Origin of the sequence: Carnobacterium pleistocenium FTR1 (genome assembly GCF_000744285.1) — a bacterium.
GTDB lineage: Bacteria > Bacillota > Bacilli > Lactobacillales > Carnobacteriaceae > Carnobacterium_B > Carnobacterium_B pleistocenium.
In genome coordinates, this window is sequence record NZ_JQLQ01000002.1 from 780,843 (window position 1) to 802,727 (window position 21,885).

General features: G+C 35.0%; 19 protein-coding genes. 8 read left to right on the forward strand and 11 right to left on the reverse strand.

The annotated features are described in order from the left end of the window. Positions 1-60: 60 nt before the first annotated feature. Together BP17_RS03940 and BP17_RS03945 are read right to left on the reverse strand one after the other, a co-directional pair. Complete coding sequence (locus BP17_RS03940) at positions 61-795, reverse strand: hypothetical protein (RefSeq protein ID WP_035051869.1); 735 nt, start codon at positions 793-795, stop codon at positions 61-63. A gap of 122 nt (positions 796-917) precedes the next feature. After that, complete coding sequence (locus tag BP17_RS03945) at positions 918-1,547, reverse strand: DsbA family oxidoreductase (protein WP_035051870.1); 630 nt, start codon at positions 1,545-1,547, stop codon at positions 918-920. A 198-nt stretch (positions 1,548-1,745) separates the two neighbouring features. Between BP17_RS03945 and BP17_RS03950 the strand changes: the two genes are divergently transcribed. Further along, entirely contained in the window at positions 1,746-3,419 is a 1,674-nt protein-coding gene (locus BP17_RS03950) for a peptide ABC transporter substrate-binding protein (RefSeq protein WP_035051871.1), read from the forward strand. Between the two features lie 93 nt (positions 3,420-3,512). On the opposite strand, the gene BP17_RS03955 is transcribed toward BP17_RS03950, so the two are convergent. Together BP17_RS03955 and BP17_RS03960 are read right to left on the reverse strand one after the other, a co-directional pair. Continuing rightward, the gene (locus BP17_RS03955) at positions 3,513-3,869 is read right to left on the reverse strand and encodes a hypothetical protein (RefSeq protein ID WP_035051873.1); all 357 of its coding nucleotides are present in this window, start codon (positions 3,867-3,869) and stop codon (positions 3,513-3,515) included. Positions 3,870-4,009: 140 nt separating this feature from the next. Further along, positions 4,010-4,381, reverse strand: coding sequence for a DUF4828 domain-containing protein (locus BP17_RS03960; RefSeq protein WP_035051875.1), 372 nt, complete (start codon positions 4,379-4,381; stop codon positions 4,010-4,012). Positions 4,382-4,693: 312 nt separating this feature from the next. On the opposite strand from BP17_RS03960, the gene BP17_RS03965 reads away from it, so the two are divergent. Further along, positions 4,694-6,046 (forward strand): aspartate kinase, encoded by a 1,353-nt coding sequence (locus tag BP17_RS03965; protein WP_035051878.1) that lies wholly within the window; start codon positions 4,694-4,696, stop codon positions 6,044-6,046. Between the two features lie 280 nt (positions 6,047-6,326). Here the strand turns inward: BP17_RS03965 and BP17_RS03970 are convergent, their stop codons facing one another. Continuing rightward, the gene (locus BP17_RS03970; RefSeq protein ID WP_035051880.1) at positions 6,327-7,151 is read right to left on the reverse strand and encodes an undecaprenyl-diphosphate phosphatase; all 825 of its coding nucleotides are present in this window, start codon (positions 7,149-7,151) and stop codon (positions 6,327-6,329) included. A 150-nt stretch (positions 7,152-7,301) separates the two neighbouring features. Then, complete coding sequence (locus BP17_RS03975) at positions 7,302-8,285, reverse strand: YeiH family protein (RefSeq protein WP_035051883.1); 984 nt, start codon at positions 8,283-8,285, stop codon at positions 7,302-7,304. A 187-nt stretch (positions 8,286-8,472) separates the two neighbouring features. On the opposite strand from BP17_RS03975, the gene BP17_RS03980 reads away from it, so the two are divergent. From BP17_RS03980 to BP17_RS03995, 4 genes are all read left to right on the forward strand, one after another. Beyond that, positions 8,473-10,599, forward strand: coding sequence for a glycoside hydrolase family 3 N-terminal domain-containing protein (locus BP17_RS03980; RefSeq protein ID WP_408605793.1), 2,127 nt, complete (start codon positions 8,473-8,475; stop codon positions 10,597-10,599). Positions 10,600-10,737: 138 nt separating this feature from the next. Next, the gene (locus BP17_RS03985; RefSeq protein WP_035055097.1) at positions 10,738-11,241 is read left to right on the forward strand and encodes a PTS sugar transporter subunit IIA; all 504 of its coding nucleotides are present in this window, start codon (positions 10,738-10,740) and stop codon (positions 11,239-11,241) included. A 245-nt stretch (positions 11,242-11,486) separates the two neighbouring features. Continuing rightward, complete coding sequence (locus BP17_RS03990) at positions 11,487-12,209, forward strand: ABC transporter ATP-binding protein (RefSeq protein WP_035051888.1); 723 nt, start codon at positions 11,487-11,489, stop codon at positions 12,207-12,209. A gap of 27 nt (positions 12,210-12,236) precedes the next feature. After that, entirely contained in the window at positions 12,237-13,892 is a 1,656-nt protein-coding gene (locus BP17_RS03995; protein WP_035051890.1) for an ABC transporter permease, read from the forward strand. A gap of 44 nt (positions 13,893-13,936) precedes the next feature. On the opposite strand, the gene BP17_RS04000 is transcribed toward BP17_RS03995, so the two are convergent. The 5 genes from BP17_RS04000 to BP17_RS04020 form a co-directional block, all read right to left on the reverse strand. Then, entirely contained in the window at positions 13,937-14,557 is a 621-nt protein-coding gene (locus BP17_RS04000; protein WP_035051892.1) for a flavin reductase family protein, read from the reverse strand. A gap of 62 nt (positions 14,558-14,619) precedes the next feature. Then, positions 14,620-15,609, reverse strand: a complete 990-nt coding sequence (locus BP17_RS04005) for a ring-cleaving dioxygenase (protein WP_035051894.1) — start codon at positions 15,607-15,609, stop codon at positions 14,620-14,622. A gap of 1 nt (position 15,610) precedes the next feature. Further along, complete coding sequence (locus BP17_RS04010) at positions 15,611-16,513, reverse strand: VOC family protein (protein ID WP_035051896.1); 903 nt, start codon at positions 16,511-16,513, stop codon at positions 15,611-15,613. 180 nt (positions 16,514-16,693) lie between these two features. After that, positions 16,694-17,749, reverse strand: coding sequence for a lactonase family protein (locus BP17_RS04015; RefSeq protein WP_035051898.1), 1,056 nt, complete (start codon positions 17,747-17,749; stop codon positions 16,694-16,696). 118 nt (positions 17,750-17,867) lie between these two features. Then, positions 17,868-19,973, reverse strand: a complete 2,106-nt coding sequence (locus tag BP17_RS04020) for a CDP-glycerol--glycerophosphate glycerophosphotransferase (protein WP_035051900.1) — start codon at positions 19,971-19,973, stop codon at positions 17,868-17,870. Positions 19,974-20,190: 217 nt separating this feature from the next. Here BP17_RS04020 and BP17_RS04025 point away from each other — a divergent pair, with 217 nt between their 5' ends. Continuing rightward, positions 20,191-20,556, forward strand: a complete 366-nt coding sequence (locus BP17_RS04025) for a PTS glucitol/sorbitol transporter subunit IIA (protein WP_035051902.1) — start codon at positions 20,191-20,193, stop codon at positions 20,554-20,556. 119 nt (positions 20,557-20,675) lie between these two features. Next, positions 20,676-21,881 carry an AI-2E family transporter gene (locus tag BP17_RS04030; protein WP_035051906.1) on the forward strand — a complete coding sequence of 402 codons (1,206 nt, stop codon included), beginning with the start codon at positions 20,676-20,678 and terminating at the stop codon, positions 21,879-21,881. The last annotated feature ends 4 nt before the right edge of the window (positions 21,882-21,885 follow it).

Sequence of the window (21,885 nt, forward strand, 5' to 3'; positions counted from 1 at the left end):
ACCCTCAAAAGTAGAGTTCATTCTACTTTTGAGGGTTTTTCTTTTCCTAAAATAAAATCTTTAAATAAAGGATAAAAGAAACGTGTAGCCAAAAGCCCCTAGTAAAAAACTGGTTATACTGCTTTCTTTTTCTTGAGGCAGTTCTTCTTTTAAAACATTCAGAATCACACCGCCAGCTATGAACGCTTGTAAAACTGAGATAACCAATTCATTTAATTCAGTCAATGCTCCAATAAGCCACCCTAAAAAGATTGCTAGAGTTAAAAGGATTCTGCCATATTGATCATAAATTTTTTTATGGTCTCTGCGCAAACTCCAGTCATTGGTCACAAAATGAACACCCAGAGCGATAAAATAAAATAACAAACCTAAAGGACTTTTAAATTCTTCCTGGATTAATAAATAACCAATAATGGCATTATAAACAAAAAAGGAACAGATATGAATCCAAAATATACCCGAACTAGCATCTTCAGGGTGTTTAAAACGAGGACTTTCTTTAGAAAGTTTGACTAAATTCTCTAAGGTGTAAAATAAAACCAAACCTACTAAAGCAATGATATAAATATGATTTTCTAAGTATCTCCAAGGACTATATTCTAGTTTAAGCAATAAATTTTGTTGATAATCATTTAATTCTGGTAATAATAATACAAAAACATAAGAGACGGCAACTCCAGCTGTAAAAGATAAAAATTTATTTCGTGACGCTTTGTGCGCAAAGTGGATTGATTTAGAAAAAAAGTGAATCAATGCAAATCCTAATACACAGAAAAAACTGAGCCATATGTACATAATGCTCCCCCTATCTGGTTTATTCTATTCTATCTTTCTAAATGATTAAAAAGAAATACTTAGCCTTATATTGGAACAAAAAAGAGTTGGAAAAGATTCCCAACTCCATTTTTTTCACACGATTATATTTTCTTAGCGTCGATATCTGCTAATACCTGTTCAAATATTTCAATAGGCTGAGCTCCGCTAAGACCATATTGACCATCAATAACAAAGAAAGGAACGCCTTGAATACCAATTTCAGCTGCTTGGGCTTGGTCCAAACGTACAGCGTCTAAATAAGCCTCAGAAGTCAAAATATCTCTAACACGGTTCTCTTCCAAACCAACGGAAGTAGCCAAATGAACTAAAAAGTCGTCGTCATTTAGCCATTTACCTTCAATGAAGTAGGCCTTTTTGGCTAGTTCCATAAATTCATTGCCTTTACCTTGCTCTTTGGCAAATTGAAACAAACGATGCGGTTTTAATGTATTTCCATGTTGAATAGCATCGTAATTATAAGCTAAATCAACATTGTTAGCCATTTGAGTAACTTGTTGAATCATAGAATGAGCTTGTTCGACGCTCATTCCTTTATGCTCGGCGAAATAAACTTCCATTTTACCGTCAACTTTCTCAGGAGCTGTGGGATCTAATTCATAACTATGAAACTCAATTTCTACATCTGTGCGATCCTTAATGGCTGCTTCTAAATGTCGTTTGCCAATGTAACAAAAAGGACAAACAAAATCTGACCATACTGCTATTTTCATCTTTTAACACTCCTTATTTATGCTTACTAATGATAAGCATAATGGTAAAGATAGTTAGTTGTCAATCAAAGGTGGTTAGTAAGAAAAAAACTTTAGAAAAAACTTGCAAATAATATTAAAAATGTGTATATTTATTATCAAGTTCTAATTTCATTGGAATTAGATTAAAATTAGGTAAGTAAACAGGGGGATTTAATTATGGAAAAGACGAAATGGTGGAAATCAGGTGCAGTATTATTAACGGCAGGTTTATTAGTAGCTTGTGGAAATGACGCGGGAAGCGAAACAAATAGTTCAAGTTCTGGCGAAGGAGATCTAGCGGAAGAGCAAGTACTAAACTTAATTGAAATTGCTGAACTTCCTACTGGGGATACAGCCTTAGCTACAGATACCGTGAGTTTTACCGTTTTTAATAACATAAATGAAGGTTTATACCGTCTTGACAAAGACAGCCAGCCAATTCCTGCTTTGGCTGAAGAAGAAGTAACGGTTAGCGAAGATGGGTTAGAATATACATTTAAATTGCGTGAAGATACAACTTGGTCAAATGGTGATCCAGTAACAGCTAACGATTTTGTATATGCTTGGAAAAGAGTCGTTAATCCTGAAACAGCCGCTTCTTATTCGTACTTATTTGAAGGAATTGAAAATGCCAAAGCTATCATATCTGGAGAAGCTGATCCTGAAACATTGGGTGTAGAAGCTGTAAGTGATTATGAATTGAAAGTTACGATGGAAACTCCCGTACCTTACTTTATCTCTCTAATGGCGTTCCCTACATTCTTCCCTCAAAATCAAGCATTTGTGGAAGAACAAGGAGCTGAATATGGAACTTCAGCAGAGACAATGGTCTTTAATGGACCGTTCACATTTAGCAATTGGGATGGAACAAACTTAAATTGGACATATGAAAAGAATGAAGAGTATTGGGATGCTGAAAATGTTGCTTTAGAAGAGATCAATGTTGAAGTTATTAAAGAAACATCAACTGCTTTAAATCTATACGATTCTGGTCAAATTGACCGAGTTAATTTAACAGGTGAATTTGCTAAACAATATCAAGATAATGCAGATTACACTGTTGAAACAGAAGCAAGAACGTCTTACCTTCAATTAAACCAAGAAAAAAATGGCGAAGAAACTCCATTAGCTAATGAAAACTTACGTAAAGCTATTGCTTCTTCTTATAATCATGAATTGTTGGTCAGTGAAATCTTAGCTAATGGTTCACAAACAGTAGGTGGTCTAGTTCCTGCTGAATTAGCAGCAAATCCAACAACTGGAGATGATTTCCGTTCAGAATCTGGAGACTACCTAGCTTTTGATGCAGATGCAGCTAATGAATATTGGGAATCGGCTAAAGAAGAACTTGGTACAGATACAGTAACATTAGAATTGCTTGGGGACGATGATGAAACAAATAAAAAAGTCGGAGCTTACATGAAAGACCAAATTGAAACTAATTTACCCGGTGTGGAGATCACATTGAAAAATGTTCCATTTAAAGCTCGTTTAGAATTACAAACACAACAAGACTACGATTTAGCTTTAGGCGGATGGGGAGCAGATTTTGCTGATCCAGTAAACTTTATTGATTTAATGACATCAGAAAGTCCATACAACCGTTCAAGCTACAGCAATGCAGAATTTGATGAATTAGTAGCTTTGTCTAAGGGTGAAAATGCAACAGACGTCGATGCACGTTGGACAAACTTACTTGATGCAGAAAAAATCTTATTAGAAGAAGCTGGAGTAGCTCCTCTTTTCCAAAGAGCAGCAGCAACATTGCAAAAAGATTATGTTAAAGATGTTTACAATTACCAAGTTGGAGCTAAGTACAGCTACAAAGATGCTTACATTGAAGCTCACTAAGAATTTTGGTGAAGATTAAATAAAAAGAGCTCTAAACGAAGATTCTTATAATCTTTGATTTAGAGCTCCTTTTTTATTGTATTAGTAGTCCTATTAATGCTGGCTTGCTTGATTAACAATTTTATTTGTTTGAAGATCAAAAAGGATATTGCAGACGAATAAAGAGGCTAAAATAAAAACACTCACCGAGGTATTATTTCCAAGATAAAAATGGACAAACAGCGAATAAATAACAATTTTTGCAATCAATTGAAGACTGAAAATCTTTTTTAATTTTTTTATTAATGGAACAGTCGGTTTTTCCTTGATTCTTTTTATGATCCTTCGATCGTTTACAAGAAAAATACGGACAAATTGACTTTCAAAATCATAAGCGCCAAAATGACGTAAAGCCAATAAGTTACCCATCACATAAAAGATAATCAATCCAAGTAGAAGGTATTGAAACAAGTACAGCACTCCTTTCTAAGCAGTAGAGAATAATTTAAAAGTTCATTGTACCATAATATCTACTACATTTTTTTCAATAGAAACACCAAGTGAATAAAAAAAGCAAAACCAATCCATGAAGTTGAGATCATGGGTCGCTTTTACTCTGATAAAACAAATAAATACTTCTTTTCGTCGGCTTCGTCATAAAAAGATAAGGTATCATTTTCATGACGGTCAGCAATCAATTTATAGCCATAGTGATCAGTGAAGACCAACTGCTGATTTGAGATAGATGTGAGACTTCCGACAAGAAGATGATTATTAATATGAAAATCACCTTCTTGAGTTATTCTTAAGAGCCAGTGTGTTTTATTTTCTTGACTGCTCCAAGTCCCAACAAATGGAGATAAGGATTGTTGCAGAGAGGAAACTCTAGAAGGTGCTATTTTTTTCTTGGAAAAAGTTTTTTTAAGTAACCTAACAATAATAGAAAATCCTAAAAGAAAATTGATCAATTTGTTTGTTTTCATATTTGATTTCTCCCATAATAAGTAATAAAATAAGTGCGATACCAATTAACAATTGTAAAATTAACAACATCTATATTATATGCCTAATTTATTGAATTAAATAGGGACTAAAGTTTTATTTTGATGTCAAATTGATGTTAAATAGATTACTAAAACAATATTAGACAAAACAAATGAAATAGTACGATATTTTCTTTTTAAATGAATAGAAAGACTTGATTATCAATGGGAAACAGTTCAAAATATAAACATATGTCACTTTCTCTAGTATAGTTATGAAATTAAATAAAAATGATAAAGGGTGTTACTTTGATGAACGTGATTAAATTTGGTGGAAGCTCATTAGCTTCAGGAAATCAGTTAAAAAAGGTCGTACAAATTGTAAAAGAAGATGCAGCACGGAAAATTGTAGTTGTATCAGCCCCTGGTAAGCGTTCAGCAGAGGACGAGAAGGTGACAGACCTGTTGATTGGATTTGGTATGAAAGCTCTTGTTGGCCATGATTTTAGTGCCGTGCAAGAAAAAATCATTGATCGATACCAAAGTATTGCTGAGGAATTGGGAATGGGTACAGAAATTATTGATGAAATCAGAAGTAATTTAGCTGTCTTAGTTAAAGGCAACAAAGATGAACCCGATTATTATTTAGATGCATTTAAAGCAAGCGGTGAAGATAATAACGCAAAATTGGTTGCTGCATACTTTAACCAAGAGGGGATACCAGCTCGGTATATGGATCCTAAGGAGGCTGGATTAGTGGTAACCAATGAACCGGGAAACACTCAAGTTCTGCCTGAAAGTTATGAACAATTATATAAATTACGTGATAGTAAAGAAATTATTATTTTTCCTGGATTTTTTGGATACACAAAAGACGGGAAAGTTTGTACTTTTTCAAGAGGCGGTTCAGATATTACAGGATCTATTTTAGCGAATGGGACCCAAGCAGATTTATATGAGAATTTTACGGACGTAGATGCTATATTTGCTGCTAATCCTCACGTAGTTGAAAATCCTATAGGTATCAAGGAACTGACTTACCGTGAAATACGCGAGCTTTCATACGGCGGCTTTTCTGTTCTACATGATGAGGCTTTACAACCGGCATTTAAATTAGGTATTCCAGTTCAAATCAAAAATACAAATAATCCATCTGCTCCGGGGACGCGTATTATGAAAGAACGTCAAATAACGGATCAAGGTGTAATTGGAATTGCCAGTTCAAGCGGTTTTAGCAGTATTTACATTGACAAGTATTTAATGAACCGTGAAATTGGTTTTGGACGTAAAGTATTAGAAATACTTGAAGCAAGAGGAATTAGTTATGAACATATGCCATCAGGAATCGATAATTTAACGATTCTTTTAGAGACGGATCAAATGACAACTGAAGAAGAAAAATCCTTGCTAGTTCAATTAAAAGAAGAGTTATGTGCAGATAGTGTGACAGTTAAACACGATATTGCTTTGATCATGATTGTTGGGGAAGGCATGAGTGAAAAGATATTTACGATGTCTAAAGCAGCAACCGCTCTTTCTGAAAATAATATCAATATTGATATGATCAACCAAGGGGCCTCTGAAGTTAGTGTCATATTTGGGATCCAAGCGAAATACGAAGACTTGGCGGTAAAAGCCTTGTATGAAGCTTTTTTTGTGAAATAAAAAAGGTTTGTTGAATATAGTTATTTGACAAAAAAAAGGCTGGAATAAAGTCTAGCCTCATATTAACCTTAACCTCACTTTTCCATTCAGCGGAAGAGTGAGGTTTTTTATTGTGCTACGCTCTCGTGAAAGAGCATTTCATGGAAGAGTGACACCAAGTTAAAGTAATCAGCTAATAAACTAAGTAATTAAAAAACTCATCCCCATTTTTGATGAACTGAATCATCAAAATAGGAATGAGTTTTCTAGTTGTACAATTGAGCTATCTTATTTAATGGCTTTAACCAAAAAGAATAAAATAACCGATAACAAGGATACCTAAAATGATTCTGTACCAACCAAAGACTTTAAAGTCATTATGTTTAAGGTAGCCCATCAAGAATTTGATTGCGATAACGGAAACAACGAACGCAACCAGCATACCGGTTAAGAGAATCGCAACTTCCATGCCTGTAAAGTCCAAACCGAATTTAACCAGTTTAAGGAAACTTGCGCCAAACATGATTGGGATAGACAAGAAGAACGAATACTCTGTAGCAACGAATCGAGATGTACCAATTAGAATAGCACCCAAAATCGTTGCTCCTGAACGAGACGTACCAGGAATCAATGAAAGAACTTGGAACATACCGATTAAAAAGGCTGTATTATAAGTCAAATCTTTAAATGAATTGATAGAACTTTCTTTTCCTTTGTTGCGATTTTCAATAATAATAAATAAAATCCCATAAACAATCAACATAATAGCAACTGTCCAATAATTATATAAATGATCATTTAACCAGTCATCAAAAAGAAATCCTAGTACTGCTGCAGGAAGAACCCCAACGATTACTTTGTACCAGATAGACATGGTATCTTTCTTTTCTTGAGTGGATTTCTTTGGTGAAAATGGATTTAATTTGTTGAAATAAAGTAAGACAACAGCCAAAATAGCACCTAATTGGATAACCACAAAGAACATTTCTTTAAATTCAGCAGAAGCATTTAATTGAATAAATTCCTCTACTAAAATCATGTGTCCGGTACTACTGATAGGCAGCCATTCAGTAATTCCTTCAACGACGCCTAAAAATACAGCTTTTAATAATTCAATAAAAATCATGTTATTCTCCTCTCAAATAAAAACGCAAATATTAAAAAGCACAAAACTAAGTATACCTAAATTATACTGGTTATCCTACACTATTTAGGGAAAATTAAGGGTTTCTTTAGATTGTGCTAAAAATAGCGATGTATTCTTGTTAATAGCAAATTAAAGTTGTCCCTGGAAAAACTGGACGAGTAAACTACTAACGGCAACAAAGAACCAAGTAGCTAAACCAAGCAGCACTGGTTTTTTTCCAGTCTTTAATAAGGCTCTTAAGTTAGCTGATAAGCCAATCGAGCCTAATGCCATTGCAATCATAAAACGCGAGAGCCATTTAGCTATTGCTATAAAGGTTTCAGGAAGAATGCCTGAGCTGCTGATTAAAGAAGCTACCAAAAACCATAAAATAAACCAGGGGAAAATTTGTTTCAAAGAAACTTTCTCAGCAAGACGCCTTTTTTTATAAACTTGAATGCCGGCTATGATCAATGAAATTGGAATGATCAGAGTTGCTCTTGTCAATTTTACAATAGTTGCATAATCACCAGCCGCTTCGCTGTAACTGTAACCAGCTGCAACAACAGAAGAAGTATCATTGATTGCTGTTCCAGCCCATAATCCAAATCCAGCATCAGACAAATTCATCAAGTGACCCAAAAAGGGGAAGAGAAAGACAGCGACAATATTAAATAAAAAAATCGTTGAAATCGATAAGGCAATTTCATCATCATCTGCTTCAATGATTGGTGAAACAGCGGCAATTGCTGACCCGCCACAAATAGCCGTTCCTACACCAACCAAGACTTTCGTATTGGTTGGGATCTTTAACCATTTTCCAATTAAAAGAGCACTAATAAAAGCAACCGCAATCGTGACGATCGTGACGCTTAATGAGGATAGTCCAGTTGATTTAATATCTTGAATGGATAAACTAAATCCCAGCAAGACAATTGAAGCTTGTAAAATTTTCTTTGAAGAAAATTTAATACCAGGCTGGAAATCAGCTGGAATCCTTAGAGTGTTGTTTATGGTTAATCCTAAAATAATAGCAAATACAGCACTGCCAATAATTGGGAAAAAGTTTCCTAAAAAGGTAGCAATTAGAGCGATGGTAATGGAAAGAAATAGACCCTTACTAATTTTCTTCATTTGTTTTTTCGTCCTTTCTATGTAACATTTGTCCACTATAGCATATTTCTTCATTTGTATCATTTGAGAAACAAAAAAAATGATGCTACAGTTAAATTGAGAAAGCGGTTAAATGGTTCAAAAAAATAAAAATACGATGAGGAGGATTATATTGAATTCAATTCAACTTAAACAATTGCTCAACAACATGACAAGGGAAGAAAAAATTGGTCAAATGGTTCAATTAGCAGGTGAGTTTTATAAAGAAGAGGATAGTGAAAATACTGGTCCAATGCATGAAATGAACATGTCAGCTGAAAAAATGACGACGATAGGATCAGTACTTGGAATCTCTGGTGCCCAAACACTGATAACAATCCAAAAAGAACATTTGGCAAAAAGTCGCTTAGGTATACCGCTATTATTTATGGCGGATGTAATACATGGATACCGCACTATTTTTCCAATCTCGTTAGGCATGGCATGCACTTGGAATCCTGATTTGATTGAAGAGAGTGCTGTAATTGCGGCAAAAGAAGCAGCCGTTTCAGGTTTACATGTAACCTTTGCACCAATGGTTGATCTAGTGCGTGATGCTCGTTGGGGAAGAGTTATGGAAGCTACAGGTGAGGACCCTTATCTGAATCAACTTTATGCCCGTGCTTTCGTTAGAGGATACCAAGGGAAAAATTTGGCAATCGATACGTTGCGCATTGCAGCTTGCATCAAACATTTTGCTGGATACGGTGCACCAGTAGCTGGGCGAGAATACAATACCGTAGAATTGTCTGAAAGAACGTTACGAGACATGTATCTGCCAGCCTACCAAGCTGGGATCGATGAAGGCAGTAAATTAGTTATGACGGCCTTTAACTCACTAGACGGTGTACCTGCTACGGCAAATAAATCGTTGATGCGTGAGATGCTTCGAAAAGAACTTGGCTTTGAAGGTGTGCTCATTTCTGATTGGGCATCAGTTGGAGAAATGATCCCTCATGGCATTGCTGAGAATTTAAAAGAAGCCGGTGAATTAGCGATTGAAGCTGGAGTAGACATTGAGATGATGACAGGCGCTTATTTAAATTATTTAAGCGAGCTAGTCGATGAAGGGAAAGTCGCCGAATCAATGATTGATGAAGCTGTATTCCGAATTCTAACATTGAAAAATGAGTTGGGTTTATTTGAAAATCCCTATCGTGGAGCAAATAGTACAGAGGAAAAGACAATAGTATTCAGCTCAGAGCATCGAGAAAAAGCTAGAGAAATAGCTGAAGAGTCAATAGTTCTTTTGAAAAATAAGGAACAGGTCCTACCGTTAACTGTCCATCAGAAAGTCGCCTTGATCGTACATGAAGGGCAAGCAAAAGATGTGTTAGGTGCGTGGTCTTGGAAAGGTCAACAAGAGGAAAGTGTTTCGCTATATGAAGGGCTATTGCAGCATATCCCAAAAGAAGCGATCGTATTGAAAACATTCGTCAATGGGCAAACAGAACTTGATGAGGACTGGCTGACCGATGTTGATGTTATTGTGGCTGCTATTGGCGAATCTTCTTATATGAGCGGTGAAGGTGCAAGCAGAAGCAACATTAAGTTGCCATCCGAACAGATCCAACTGATCAAAGAACTGCGTACTTTAAATAAACCGCTAGTAGTGACGCTTTTCAATGGCAGGCCATTAGATCTAACCGATATTGTTCAAGATGTAGACAGTATGTTGGAAGCTTGGTTTCCAGGAACTGAAGCTGGCTCGGCAGTGGCAAATGTGTTGTATGGTAAAAAAAATCCAAGTGGTAAATTGACCATGTCTTTTCCAAAAGCAGTTGGGCAAGTTCCTCTCTACTACAATCAAGACAACACCGGGCGCCCACTAACAGCTTTAAATCAAGATGATAAGTATCTCTCAAGGTATCTGGATGTTGACAATAGTCCGCTTTTTCCTTTTGGTTATGGATTAAGTTATACGTATTTTAAGTACAGTCCAATGCAAGTTACTTTGACCAAATCAAAAAAAAATCAAACGGATGAAGTTCAAATCAAACTAAAGATTACTAACAGCGGGAAATTTGCAGGTACTGAAGTGGTCCAATTGTATATTAGAGATAAGGTGGGCAAAGTAGTCCGTCCAATCAAAGAACTGAAAAGATTTAAAAAAGTTTCGCTAGAGCCTAGCGAATCAATTGTTATTTCCTTTAGTTTAAGTGAGCAAGACTTCGAATACGTACATCAAGACTTCTCTGTATCCGTTGAGTCAGGCGAATTTGAGTTAATGATCGGACCAAATAGTGAAGAAGTGGAAACAAATACAGTCTATTTAGCTTTTAAAAGAAGTGAATAAAAATGCAAAAAATGACTAAGAAATTAACCTTTAAGTTCTCATTAAAAGGTTGTTTATGGTATCATTAAGTGTAAGCTTCTCATGATTCGTTTGAAAGAAGCTGTTTGTAAATTATAGGAGGTAGGAATTATAATGGGAATGTTTGATTTTTTAAAAAAAGAAACAAAGAAGGAAGAAAGTATGGAAGTAAAGTTGTCTTCACCTGCAAATGGAACCGTTATTTCGATTGAAGAAGTAGCAGATCCAGTTTTTTCACAAAAAATGATGGGAGACGGATATGCAGTCATTCCAACAGATGGAAAAATTTATTCTCCAGTAACGGGTAAAGTTGTCAGCGTTTTCCCTACTAAACATGCAATCGGAATTGAACTTTCAAATGGAGTAGAAGTTTTATTGCACATGGGTCTAGATACAGTTGAATTAAATGGTGGCCCTTTCACTACTACTGTAGCCGAAGGAGATCAAGTAACGCCTGAAACACTTGTTTCTACCGTTGACCTAGCTGCTCTTGAAGCTGCTGGAAAAAATAATGCTATGGTAGTCGTGTTTACAAATATGGATAAAGTAGCAGAGTTCTCTTTAAGCGTTAAAGGACAGGCCTCTGCTTCAGCAGAAATTGGAACTCTTACAGCAAAACCATAAATTATATTGTAATAAAGATTTGAAAATTGAAACTGCTTTTGACCTACACTCCGAAAGTTAGATTAAATCTAGCTTTTGGGGTGTATTTGTATGGCTTAAATAGCGTAGTATGAGTATAACTAATAGATACATTGGTTTAAAATGATCTGAAAATGATTTGAAAATAAATGAAAACTAGAATGAAGCACAAGAAGTCTAAATGAATGAGGGACCGCAGACTCTTAAAATGAGAGAGGAAGTATGCAATGTTAACAATCAATGGTTTTAGTAAGACCTATAAAGGAGACAAAAAAGCCGTAGACCACATAAGTCTGAAAGTGGAGATAGGTGATATTTTTGGTTTCATTGGTCATAATGGAGCAGGTAAAAGTACAACAATCAAATCGATAGTTGGCATTCTTGACTATGAAGATGGGGAAATTTTGATCAACGGTCACTCAATGAAAACAGAGCCGCTTAAATGCAAGCAAATTATGGCATACATACCAGATAATCCAGATTTGTATGAACATATGTCGGGCATTCAGTATTTGAATTTCATTGCTGATATTTTTGCTATCCCCTCAACTGTTCGAGAAGAAAAGATAAGAAATTATGCAGCTTTATTTGAAATTACGGGAAATCTTGGAGATCTTATTTCTTCGTATTCGCATGGTATGAAACAAAAACTTGCCATTATTTCTGCTATTATCCATGATCCGAAATTGCTTGTTTTAGATGAACCTTTTGTTGGTCTAGATCCTAAAGCTGCAGTTGTACTGAAAGAAATCATGCATGAGCTTTGTACACAAGGCAGTTCTGTTTTTTTCTCAACGCATGTACTAGATACTGCAGAAAAACTTTGTAATAAAGTAGCTATGATCAATCAGGGAAAACTTATTTTTTCAGGAACCATGGAAGAGATGTTGCAAGAGAAAAAGGGCAGTTCTTTAGAAGAAATTTTTATAGATATGTTGGATCAAAAATAATCAAAAAAGAGGAGAGCGCTTTAAATTATGCATATGAAAGAAGTAACAATAAAGCGGAAAAATTTATGCTGGCTCCTTGCGAAAAATAGATTGATTGAACAACTTGGTATCAATACTTTTCGATATGAAAAAAACAGACACAAAAGAAATAGTAGAATTGCAGTAACGGCGGCTATTAGTATTGTTTTGATCATGATTCTGCTTTATTGTGGTGGAATTGCTTATGGGTACGTTCAACTAGGAATGACAGATTTGATCCCGAGCATGGCTCTTTTCATCAGCAGTTTATTTACCTTATCGTTCTCATTATTCAAATCAAATGGAGAATTTTTTGATTTTAGTGATTATGATTTACTTATGTCTTTGCCACTGCCGGTTAGGACTATTATTAATAGCCGCTTTTTGAATATGTACATTTGGAATACCTTTATTGCTCTCCTTGTTATGCTTCCAATGGGAATAATCTACCTTTTCGTTGAAAGACCTGATTTTGCATCGTATTTTATGTGGCTTGTAAGCATTTTTTTAGTCAGCTTGATTCCCACTACTGTTGCGGCAATTTTTGGAGCGGTAGTTACCGGAATCTCATCTAAATTTAGATACACAAGTGCAGTAACTACCATTCTTTCCATAGTATCACTAGTAATCCTTATGCTATTTTTCATGACTGCTTCAACGTCAACTATTGGTCTTGGAGAATTAATGAATACTCAAACAGGAACGATAAATGTTGATGCATTTTCAACTTTAGTCCCTTTTATTTCTGATAAATTAAACCAGTTATATCTACCAACAAAACTTTTCAAGGAAGCAATAGTCGATGAGAATGTTCTTTCTTTTCTATTTTTTTTCGTGATTTCTATTGGTTTATATAGTATTTTTTTACTGCTTTTATTTCCCAAATACAAACAAATTAATACAGCTTTGACGTCACATGTGAGCAAAAAAAATTATAAAATTGGTGTGCTTCACCAGAGTGAGATGCTTATGGCTTTGTATAAAAAAACAATGATGCGAATCTTAAAGTCCACAGTATGTGCTACGAATTTATTGGTTGGTTGTGTTCTCGCTATTCTATTAGCTATTAGTACGATAATTGTTGGGCCAGAAAAAATAATACAGAGTCTTGATTTAGTAGACTATCTTCCAATCATAAAAAATGCTGCGGGTTATGTTGTCGCAGCCATGGTTTCTATGACTAATACGGCTGCTATCTCGTTAGCATTAGAAGGCAAGAATGTCTGGTTGATCAAGTCACTGCCGATTTCTCCAAAAATCTTGTATGATAGCTATTTATTGACCAATCTTACCTTTACTATTCCAACATCGATCATCTGTTCAATATTGTTTAGTATCTCTTTGGAAACGAATTGGATTGAAACAAGCATGCTAATAGTCACGCCAATTAGCTTTTCATTATTTACTGCAGTAGCTGGTATTTTTATTGGCAATCGGATGGCTTATTATGATTGGCGAGATGAGACTCAACTCGTTAAGCAAAGTTTGATGAGTCTAATAGGAATGTTAGGCGGGATGGTTGTTATTCTAGTGTCTGGGGTAATAGCAATTAGTGGTGTTTTTTCACTAACAATCAACATAATGACGTTTAGTGTAAATGCATTCATTTTAATGTTTACCATTTTGTTGTATTTACATGAATGCAATCGTCCAATTAAACAATAACTAAAAGAGCGATTCAAGAAATATTCTTGAATCGCTCTTTTAGTTTAAGTAGGACGAACAATTGTAAATTCTTCAGCTAATGTAGCGTATCGATTACCAGCAAGTCGTGCGACAGGATTTAATTTGTCCGTTAAAATATATTCTTTTTCTTGATCAAAAACTGCTTCATCAAAAAAGAAATCTGTTACTCGGATAAAAAAGAAATCCGTCACAATAGCGTCGTGCTCATCTTTAATAGGTACATATTGATGTAAGACTCCTTCAAAACGAATCTTAGCTTCTGCAATAGAAGGAACTTTTACGCTAGAACTGTCTATCAGCGTCAACTGTGTTTGCTCAAGTTCGCTTTGATCAGAAGGTAGAGGAGCAGAAGTTTCATTCATTTCTTCCACTACAGTTTGATCGACAATATGAATGACCGCTTCTTTTCGGTCAAGGATATTGCGAGCGGTGTCTTTGATCACGCCATCTTTTCTCAAAATTGCCACCGTCAGTAAAGGCAGTTCATTTGAAGCAGCGCTGAAAAAACTGAATGGCGCTGCATTTACAACTGAACCATCTTTTGATAAAGAGGTGACCCAAGCAATTGGACGAGGGATCACACTCCCACTGACAAATTTGTATTGTTGTTTTTTATTTAATTGTTCTGCTTTGTAGTGAAACATTATTAGTCACTTCCTAAAAATCAATTTTAAAAATAAATCATAAAACAATCGGTAGCTTTAGTTTAGTCTAAATACTCTTTTTCCATTACTTTTGTGCTACGAACGGTATCGATCGGACGAACCAATTTTTCGATTTCGGCACGTTGATTTCTAAATTTTGGTGGCAAAGCTAATGTTTCTCCTAATATTTCGTAGTTTTCTTCGTCATCAATGAAACCAGGTCCGTCGGTAGCAAATTCAAATAAGATTCCTGGAGCTACACGAGCGTAAAGGGATTCAAAATAAAAACGATCTACATAACCAGAGTTCGGTAAGCCAAATTGACTGATTCGTTGGATCCATTCGTCTAGAACAGCACGATTTTCTACACGAAAGGCAACATGATGGACATTTCCATATCCTTGTTGAGCATCAGGAAGCAGTTCACTATGTTCAACAATCACTTGCGCACCATTTCCGCCTTCGCCAACTTCAAATTGATGAACCTGATTTTCTTTATCGATTTCTTTAAATAAGAGAACTTTTTCTAATATTTCTTTCATAGCGTCAAAGTTTTTTACACGTAAAAAGATAGGACCTAGACCAGTAATGGCGAATTCATCTGGAACTGGTCCTTTATGCCAAGGAGTACCAGAAGCGATCCCAGTATTGTGTTCATCCGAAATCAGTTGATACTGTTGGTCGTCAAAATCATGGAATGTTAGAACTTTAACACCAAATTGTTTTGAAATGCCTTTGTGGGATACCTTGTATTTATCAAAACGTTTTACCCAATAGTCTAAAGCAGCATCGCTTGGTACACGCAAAGATGTTTTAGAAATATCATTTGTGCCTTTTGATCCTTTTGGAATACCGGGAAAATCAAAGAACGTCATATCTGTCCCAGCACTGCCTTTATCATCTGAAAAGAAGAGGTGATACGTTTGAATATCATCTTGGTTCACTGTTTTCTTAACTAAGCGAAGACTTAAAATCGTTGTAAAGAAGTCATAAATTTTTTCTGCGCTACTTGTAATAGCTGTTACGTGGTGAATCCCTTTTAATCCGTTCATGTTAAAAATCCTCCAGTTGAGCTTCAATTTCTGCTCGTTTAGTTTCTAAAAAATCGGGTAGTGCAAGTGTATTTCCTAAATCTTCAATCGATTCATCTAAAGTCAAGCCAGGTGTTGCTGTGGCTATTTCAATTCTTAATCCATTTGGTTCTCTTACGTACAAACTTTTAAAATAGCCTCGTTCAACGTATTGCTCAACGGGCAGCTGTTGATGTAAAGCTTTTTGATACAGTTTCTCAAGCTCTTCAGTCGAATCGACAGTGTAGGCAATGTGGTCAATGGACCCTCTGCCCATCCGAGAAGGTTCTGTCTTCTGGCTGAAATCAATTGTTGTAAAAATACCTTGCTGAGTGTCTTGAACTTGAAACGGTTTACTGGTTAAGTTCAGTCCTAAAAAATCAGTCATAAAAGAGAGTGTTTCATTCGGTCTTTCAACTTTAAGTAAACTGTCAAAGATACCAATAATCTGGTTCGCAGCTGAAATGTCTGAATGCTTAGTCGCATTTGCAGCAAGGATCACATCATCAACTTCTATCAAGGAAAGTTCAAAATGATCCGGATCTTTAAATGCCAAACGGCGCTGGTCTTTAGCCAATGTAGTTTGTATTGAAAAGCTCGCTAAACGCGTTTTCCAATACAATAAAGTGCCTTTAGGGATTTTTAGTGTGACCGTTGAAAAGTAATTATTTTCATTATAAGCACTACCGGCAGCTTTTAATTCAAAAAAGGTCAGCAGAGTTCCGGGATTTCCTTGATAATCGCCATAAAACAAATGACGAACAGCTGTATTTTCTTGATTGACTGAATTTTTAACCAAACGCAAACCAAGAATAGTTGTATAGAAGTAATCATTATTTTTAGCAGATTTGGTGAAAGCCGAAATATGATGGACACCTTTGATCACTTTAGCGATCCTCCTTTCGATAATCCAATTTTGCTAGATAAGAAGCTATAAAACAACTATAACACATCCTTAAAAAGCTTACAATAAATAAGTTTAATTAGAGATAACTTAATTTGAAATAAAATAAAAAAACTAATACGAACCTGATATCAAGGCCATATTAGTTTTGCTAATCGTTTTTTAAAAAGTAACGCAAACACATTCGGGAGCATAAACATCTTTTTGAAGTAAAGATAAAAGACCCGTTTTAGCGTCCCTTTCAAATAAAGTCAGTTTATCGGAATCTTGATGACCGACTACGATAAATTGTTCAGTCGGATCTAGTGCAAAGTCACGTGGAGTATTTCCTTGTGACGCAATCAGCTGAATGCGTTCAATTGAATCTCCTGACTCATTAATAGCATATACAGCAATCGAATTGTGGCCACGATTAGAAGAGTATAAAAACCTTCCATCGTCAGTAATACGCACAGCTGAACCGCTATTAAAAGTTTTATGATTCTCTGGAATAGAAGAAACCGTATGGATCGTTTCAAATGAACCCTCAGTAGCATTGTAAGCTAGCACAACGATCTCACTAGATAATTCTCCAACAAGGTAGGCAATTTTACCATTTGGATGGAAAACTAAATGACGAGGGCCAGTACCAGGACTTGCTTTATAAGTTGTAGCCAAATCTAATTTTCCATCTTCGGAAACTTTATAAGTGTAAATGCTGTCTGTTCCTAAATCACAAGCAACCACGTAATTATGATCTGGTGTTAGATCCAAGTAATGCGCATGAGGTTTTGTCTGATTTTCATGAACACTTGAACCTTCATGCTGTTTAACATCTGTTAAAGTTAAGTTTCCTTTGCTGTCTGTTTTATACACAGAGACAAATCCATCATGATAGCTGGTCGTGTAGACAAGAGAGCGGACTGCATCATAGGCAACATAACAAGGAGGTGCAGCATTTTCTACAATTAGTTCACTTGTTTTTTCAAAAAATGTTGTTGTATTTTTATAAGTTGTAGCCGGTTTTTTCTTAAAAGCAGCAATTCCGCCGCCAGTTGCTGTTTTGCTTACAGCATAAAGAATATCTTTTCCGTTGGATAATGCAAGATAAGTAGGGTTGCCAATTTTTGCTACTAGCTTGGCTTCTTCTAAACGCTTAGTTTCAGTATTTAATTCGATTTCATAAATACCTTCGCTATTTTTTTTAGTATATGTTCCTAAATACAGGGTTTCTTTCATTGTAAAGCCTCCTTAGTATGTTGTAACAGGTTTCATTGTAAAGTATAGCACTCACCAATTGGAAAATTAAAGTAAAAGACACTTTTTATCCAAAAAGTGTCTTTTTTTAGTATTAGCATTAATGGAAAAGGCTTGAAATAGCTTCATAAATTCGTTGATTGGATTGTGTATCATGATGATAAAGTAGCGCGTCTGCTTTTTGTTTATTCTTACGAGTAATTTTAAATTGATTTATCCCTATTTGTTGCAACAAGTGAAGCAAATCTTCTTCAGAAGTTGTTAGTTCACCTGGCAATTCATTTAGATAAGTAAAATTGGAATGAAAAAGTTCTTCTAAAGGAAGTGCTTTAATGTCTGGTTGATAAAACAAAACCGGTTTTAAAAGAAAACTAAAATCAAAGGCAATTGGATCAGCGTCTGTTATCAAAAGTTTACTATCTTTTATTAGTTGTTGGACGTTTTCTTGACTTTGGAGAACTAAGGTACAAGCGGTATCAGCAAATGCGTCAATATAATGAAGCATTGATGCCGGTAGAGCAGTTATGACTTCAAGGTTATATTGATGGACAAAGTTTAAAAAAACTGAATTCTTCAGCAATGAAATAAAAGACGCCGCCATATGTTCGATTACATCAGATTGGTAGTGTAATCCAGAATCGTGATTCATTGGGAAAAGCAGCAATTGCTGCTTTATAGCTGAATCAGGTTCATCTTTTAAAAGTTCATCAAAACGCGGCAAGCCTGTAATAGAAAGTTTAGCCTCTGGAAAGTTTAAGGTTTCAATGGCATACCGCTTTTCTGTTTTAGAACTGATTAAAAATAAATCAGCTTTGAAAAGCTTGGTATTATACTCTAATGCTGTTTTTACATTTTGTGATCCTAGAACGTTTCGTGGCAAAAGAACTTTTTTAGCAGCTAATTCAGCCAACCATAGCGGGTTGCGTGTAGGCATAATAGCATAAGGTTCTTCCGTTGTGAGCAGTAGTTGAGCCATTAATAATAGCAAAATGTATTTTTTTGATTTGTAAATTAACAGATAATCTTTGTCTAAAGCAGCAGCTTTAGCATAATCTGGTGATTTGCTATCAATAACATAGTAGATTTCTTTTTCCGGATGGTGTTGTCTCATGTAGCGGAAAAAGGCCCAACTATTATTTTTAGCTTCCGTAGGCGTTTCGCCCATGATCCAAATATTTCGTTTGCTATAAAAAGGACGTAAAATTGGAGCGAAATGAAAAAGCTCTTTCATATATTCAAAATTTTCTTTTTCAAAATTTGTTACTGAAAGAATAAAATTATTTGATTGATCCGTAAAATTAGGAGCCAACAGCATCGTTCGTTTTCCGTATGAGTAAGAAAAATAATGGTAATTATTTTTGGCATTTGCATCATTTGGATTAGAAACATGAATAATAGTCGGTTCAAAAAATCCATTTAAGTACAATTCAAAGTATAAATCAAAATCTTCATCGTTGGAATTACTGGAAAAAAGTTCCTGAGCATATTCGGCTAAATCTAAATTAACTTGATAATCATAATAATTGAGATGAGTTCCATCTTCTGAAGCGGTTAATTGATGATCTGAATGAATGATTTGGCGATGGCCAAATTTTCTTCCGACCATTATAGTATCGATTCGATTTATTGGATTTGCTTTTGTAATAATGGTGCCTTTAAGTGTTAACTTATTTTTTTTCAATTGAACTGAATCTATCTTTGAATCTTGGATATAGCGGACGTTTCGTACGGGAATATTGATTGTAAAACAAAACCCTTGAGTCTTTCTGCTAAAGTAAGGGTATAAGTGATAACTGCTATCCTCAACTTCTGTCAACCCGTATGATTCATAATGATTGAAGCGGTTAAGTGACAAGGGTTCATCTCTTTTAATTTCTTGACCATCTATTAAATAACGGAGCGTAAAATAAAACTCGAAATGTTCTTTAGGGTCTGCTGGGGCATATTTTTTAATAAAGGAACGTATATTAATTGAAAAAGAATACTCTCCATTGGCTTTAGTTGCCTTAAATGGATACTTTTTCCCAGTTTCTCTATGTAAAATAAAAAATTCTTTGAATTTAATTGAAAAATCTTTTGTTAAAGTTACAGTGATAAGTAGAGTATCATCTTGTTTATTTAGCGTAAATGAAGGATGCTGAATTTTTTCAATTTGTTGTTCAATTTGGTCTTTTTTTAAAGTTTGCTCATTACTAGTAGAATGCATAAAATCTACCTCCATTATTGGATGAATTACCTCAATTTATCATACCAGTCTATCCAACAGGTAGCAAATAGTATAAGTATTTTTTTAAGGAATAGTCAGCCTTTTTTTAGTTTTGATCGTTAGCGAAAGCAGGTTAGCATTTAATACCCTTTAAAAGAAAGAATATGGTAAAATAACTAAGAGCAAAGGAATTTGAAATAAGAAAGGAATGAGTAATATGTTAATTGGAACAGTAACGGCAATTGGAGAAAGTGCTATTAGTAAAAAAGATCCTATGATTATTTTATTTGGAGAAAAAGCTACGAAAGATATTCGGACTGTAGCTATTATTCAATCTTTTAAAAAAGAAACAGAAACCATAAAATTAGAACCAGGACACACGATTTCTTTTGATGATAAAGTATACACTATTCAAACAGTTGGAAGTTTAGCGAATGAAAATTTAAATACAATTGGTCATGTTACACTGTCTTTTTCGGAAGTGGTAAAAGAAGATCAAATTGAGAGCAGTATTTACTTATCACCATACGAATTACCAGAAGTAGTGGTCGGGACTAAAATAAACTACGACGATCATGAGTAAGTTTTATAATCTATAATTTTTAGTAATGATAGCTTCTTTAATCCAGAAAACATTTCATTTTGAAGTAGCAACACTATTTGTTATATAGCCAAATTCAATAGGATTAGAGGGGTGTAGGTATGGGTGAAGAAAAACTAAAAGGAAAAACTAGAGAGACAGTAACCTGGTTTTGGAAATGGATTTTGAACAACAAGGTTGTCTCTATTTTAATCATTTCTCTTTTGATCTTCTTGAATCTATTTGTATTTTCAAAAGTTGCTTATCTATTTTCACCAATAGGAGATTTTTTAAGTGTTATCGGTTTGCCGGTTATTCTTGCAGGGATTCTCTATTACCTGGTTAATCCATTGATAGACTGGATGGAACGAAAAAGAGTTCCCCGTGTATTGGGAATAGCTTGGATTTTTATCGTTATCGGAGCACTAATAGTTTGGGGTATCACAACAGTGATCCCGATTATTCAAGAGCAAACAATTAGCATTATTGAAAATTGGCCTATTTATTGGGAAAATATTGTTGCTCAAATAGATAGCTTATTAAGAAGTGACGTGCTCTCTCAATTCCAATCACAATTATCTAATTTCAATGATAATTTATTATCCAATGTTTCAGAACAAGCTAATGGCGTGTTAGATACAACTTTTGCTAGTATTGGAAGTGTGGTCGGTGCAGTGACAAATGTTGTAATTGCAATCATTACGATGCCATTTATTCTTTTTTACTTATTAAAAGATGGGAAAAATTTGCCTTATCATGTAATGAAAATGGTTCCTTCAAAAATGAGAAAAGGTACGTATCAATTGTTGATAGAGATCAATACACAAATTAGTCAATATATACGTGGTCAATTATTGGTAGCCTTTTTTGTTGGGCTGATGTTTTGGACAGGATTTGCAATTATTGGGTTAGAGTATGCTGTAACATTAGGGGTGCTAGCGGGAGTTTTAAATTTGGTTCCTTATCTAGGTTCATTTCTTGCGACAGTTCCAGCTGTTGTGATTGCTTTGGTAGATTCCCCAAGTATGTTGATCAAAGTACTGATCGTATTTGCTATCGAGCAAACAATTGAAGGAAGAGTGATCCAACCACAAATTTTAGGGAATAATTTAGAAGTTCATCCGTTAACGATCATTATCGTCTTGCTATCTGCTGGAAAAATATTTGGTGTTCCAGGTGTTATTCTTGGGATTCCTGGATATGCCATCTTAAAAGTTATTGTTGTCCATTTTTTCAGATGGTATCAAGCCTATACTGGACTATACGCTAGTGATGAAAATCCGGCTCCTACGCCCGTTTTAGTAGTAAATAAAAAAAATAAAAAGTGATTTG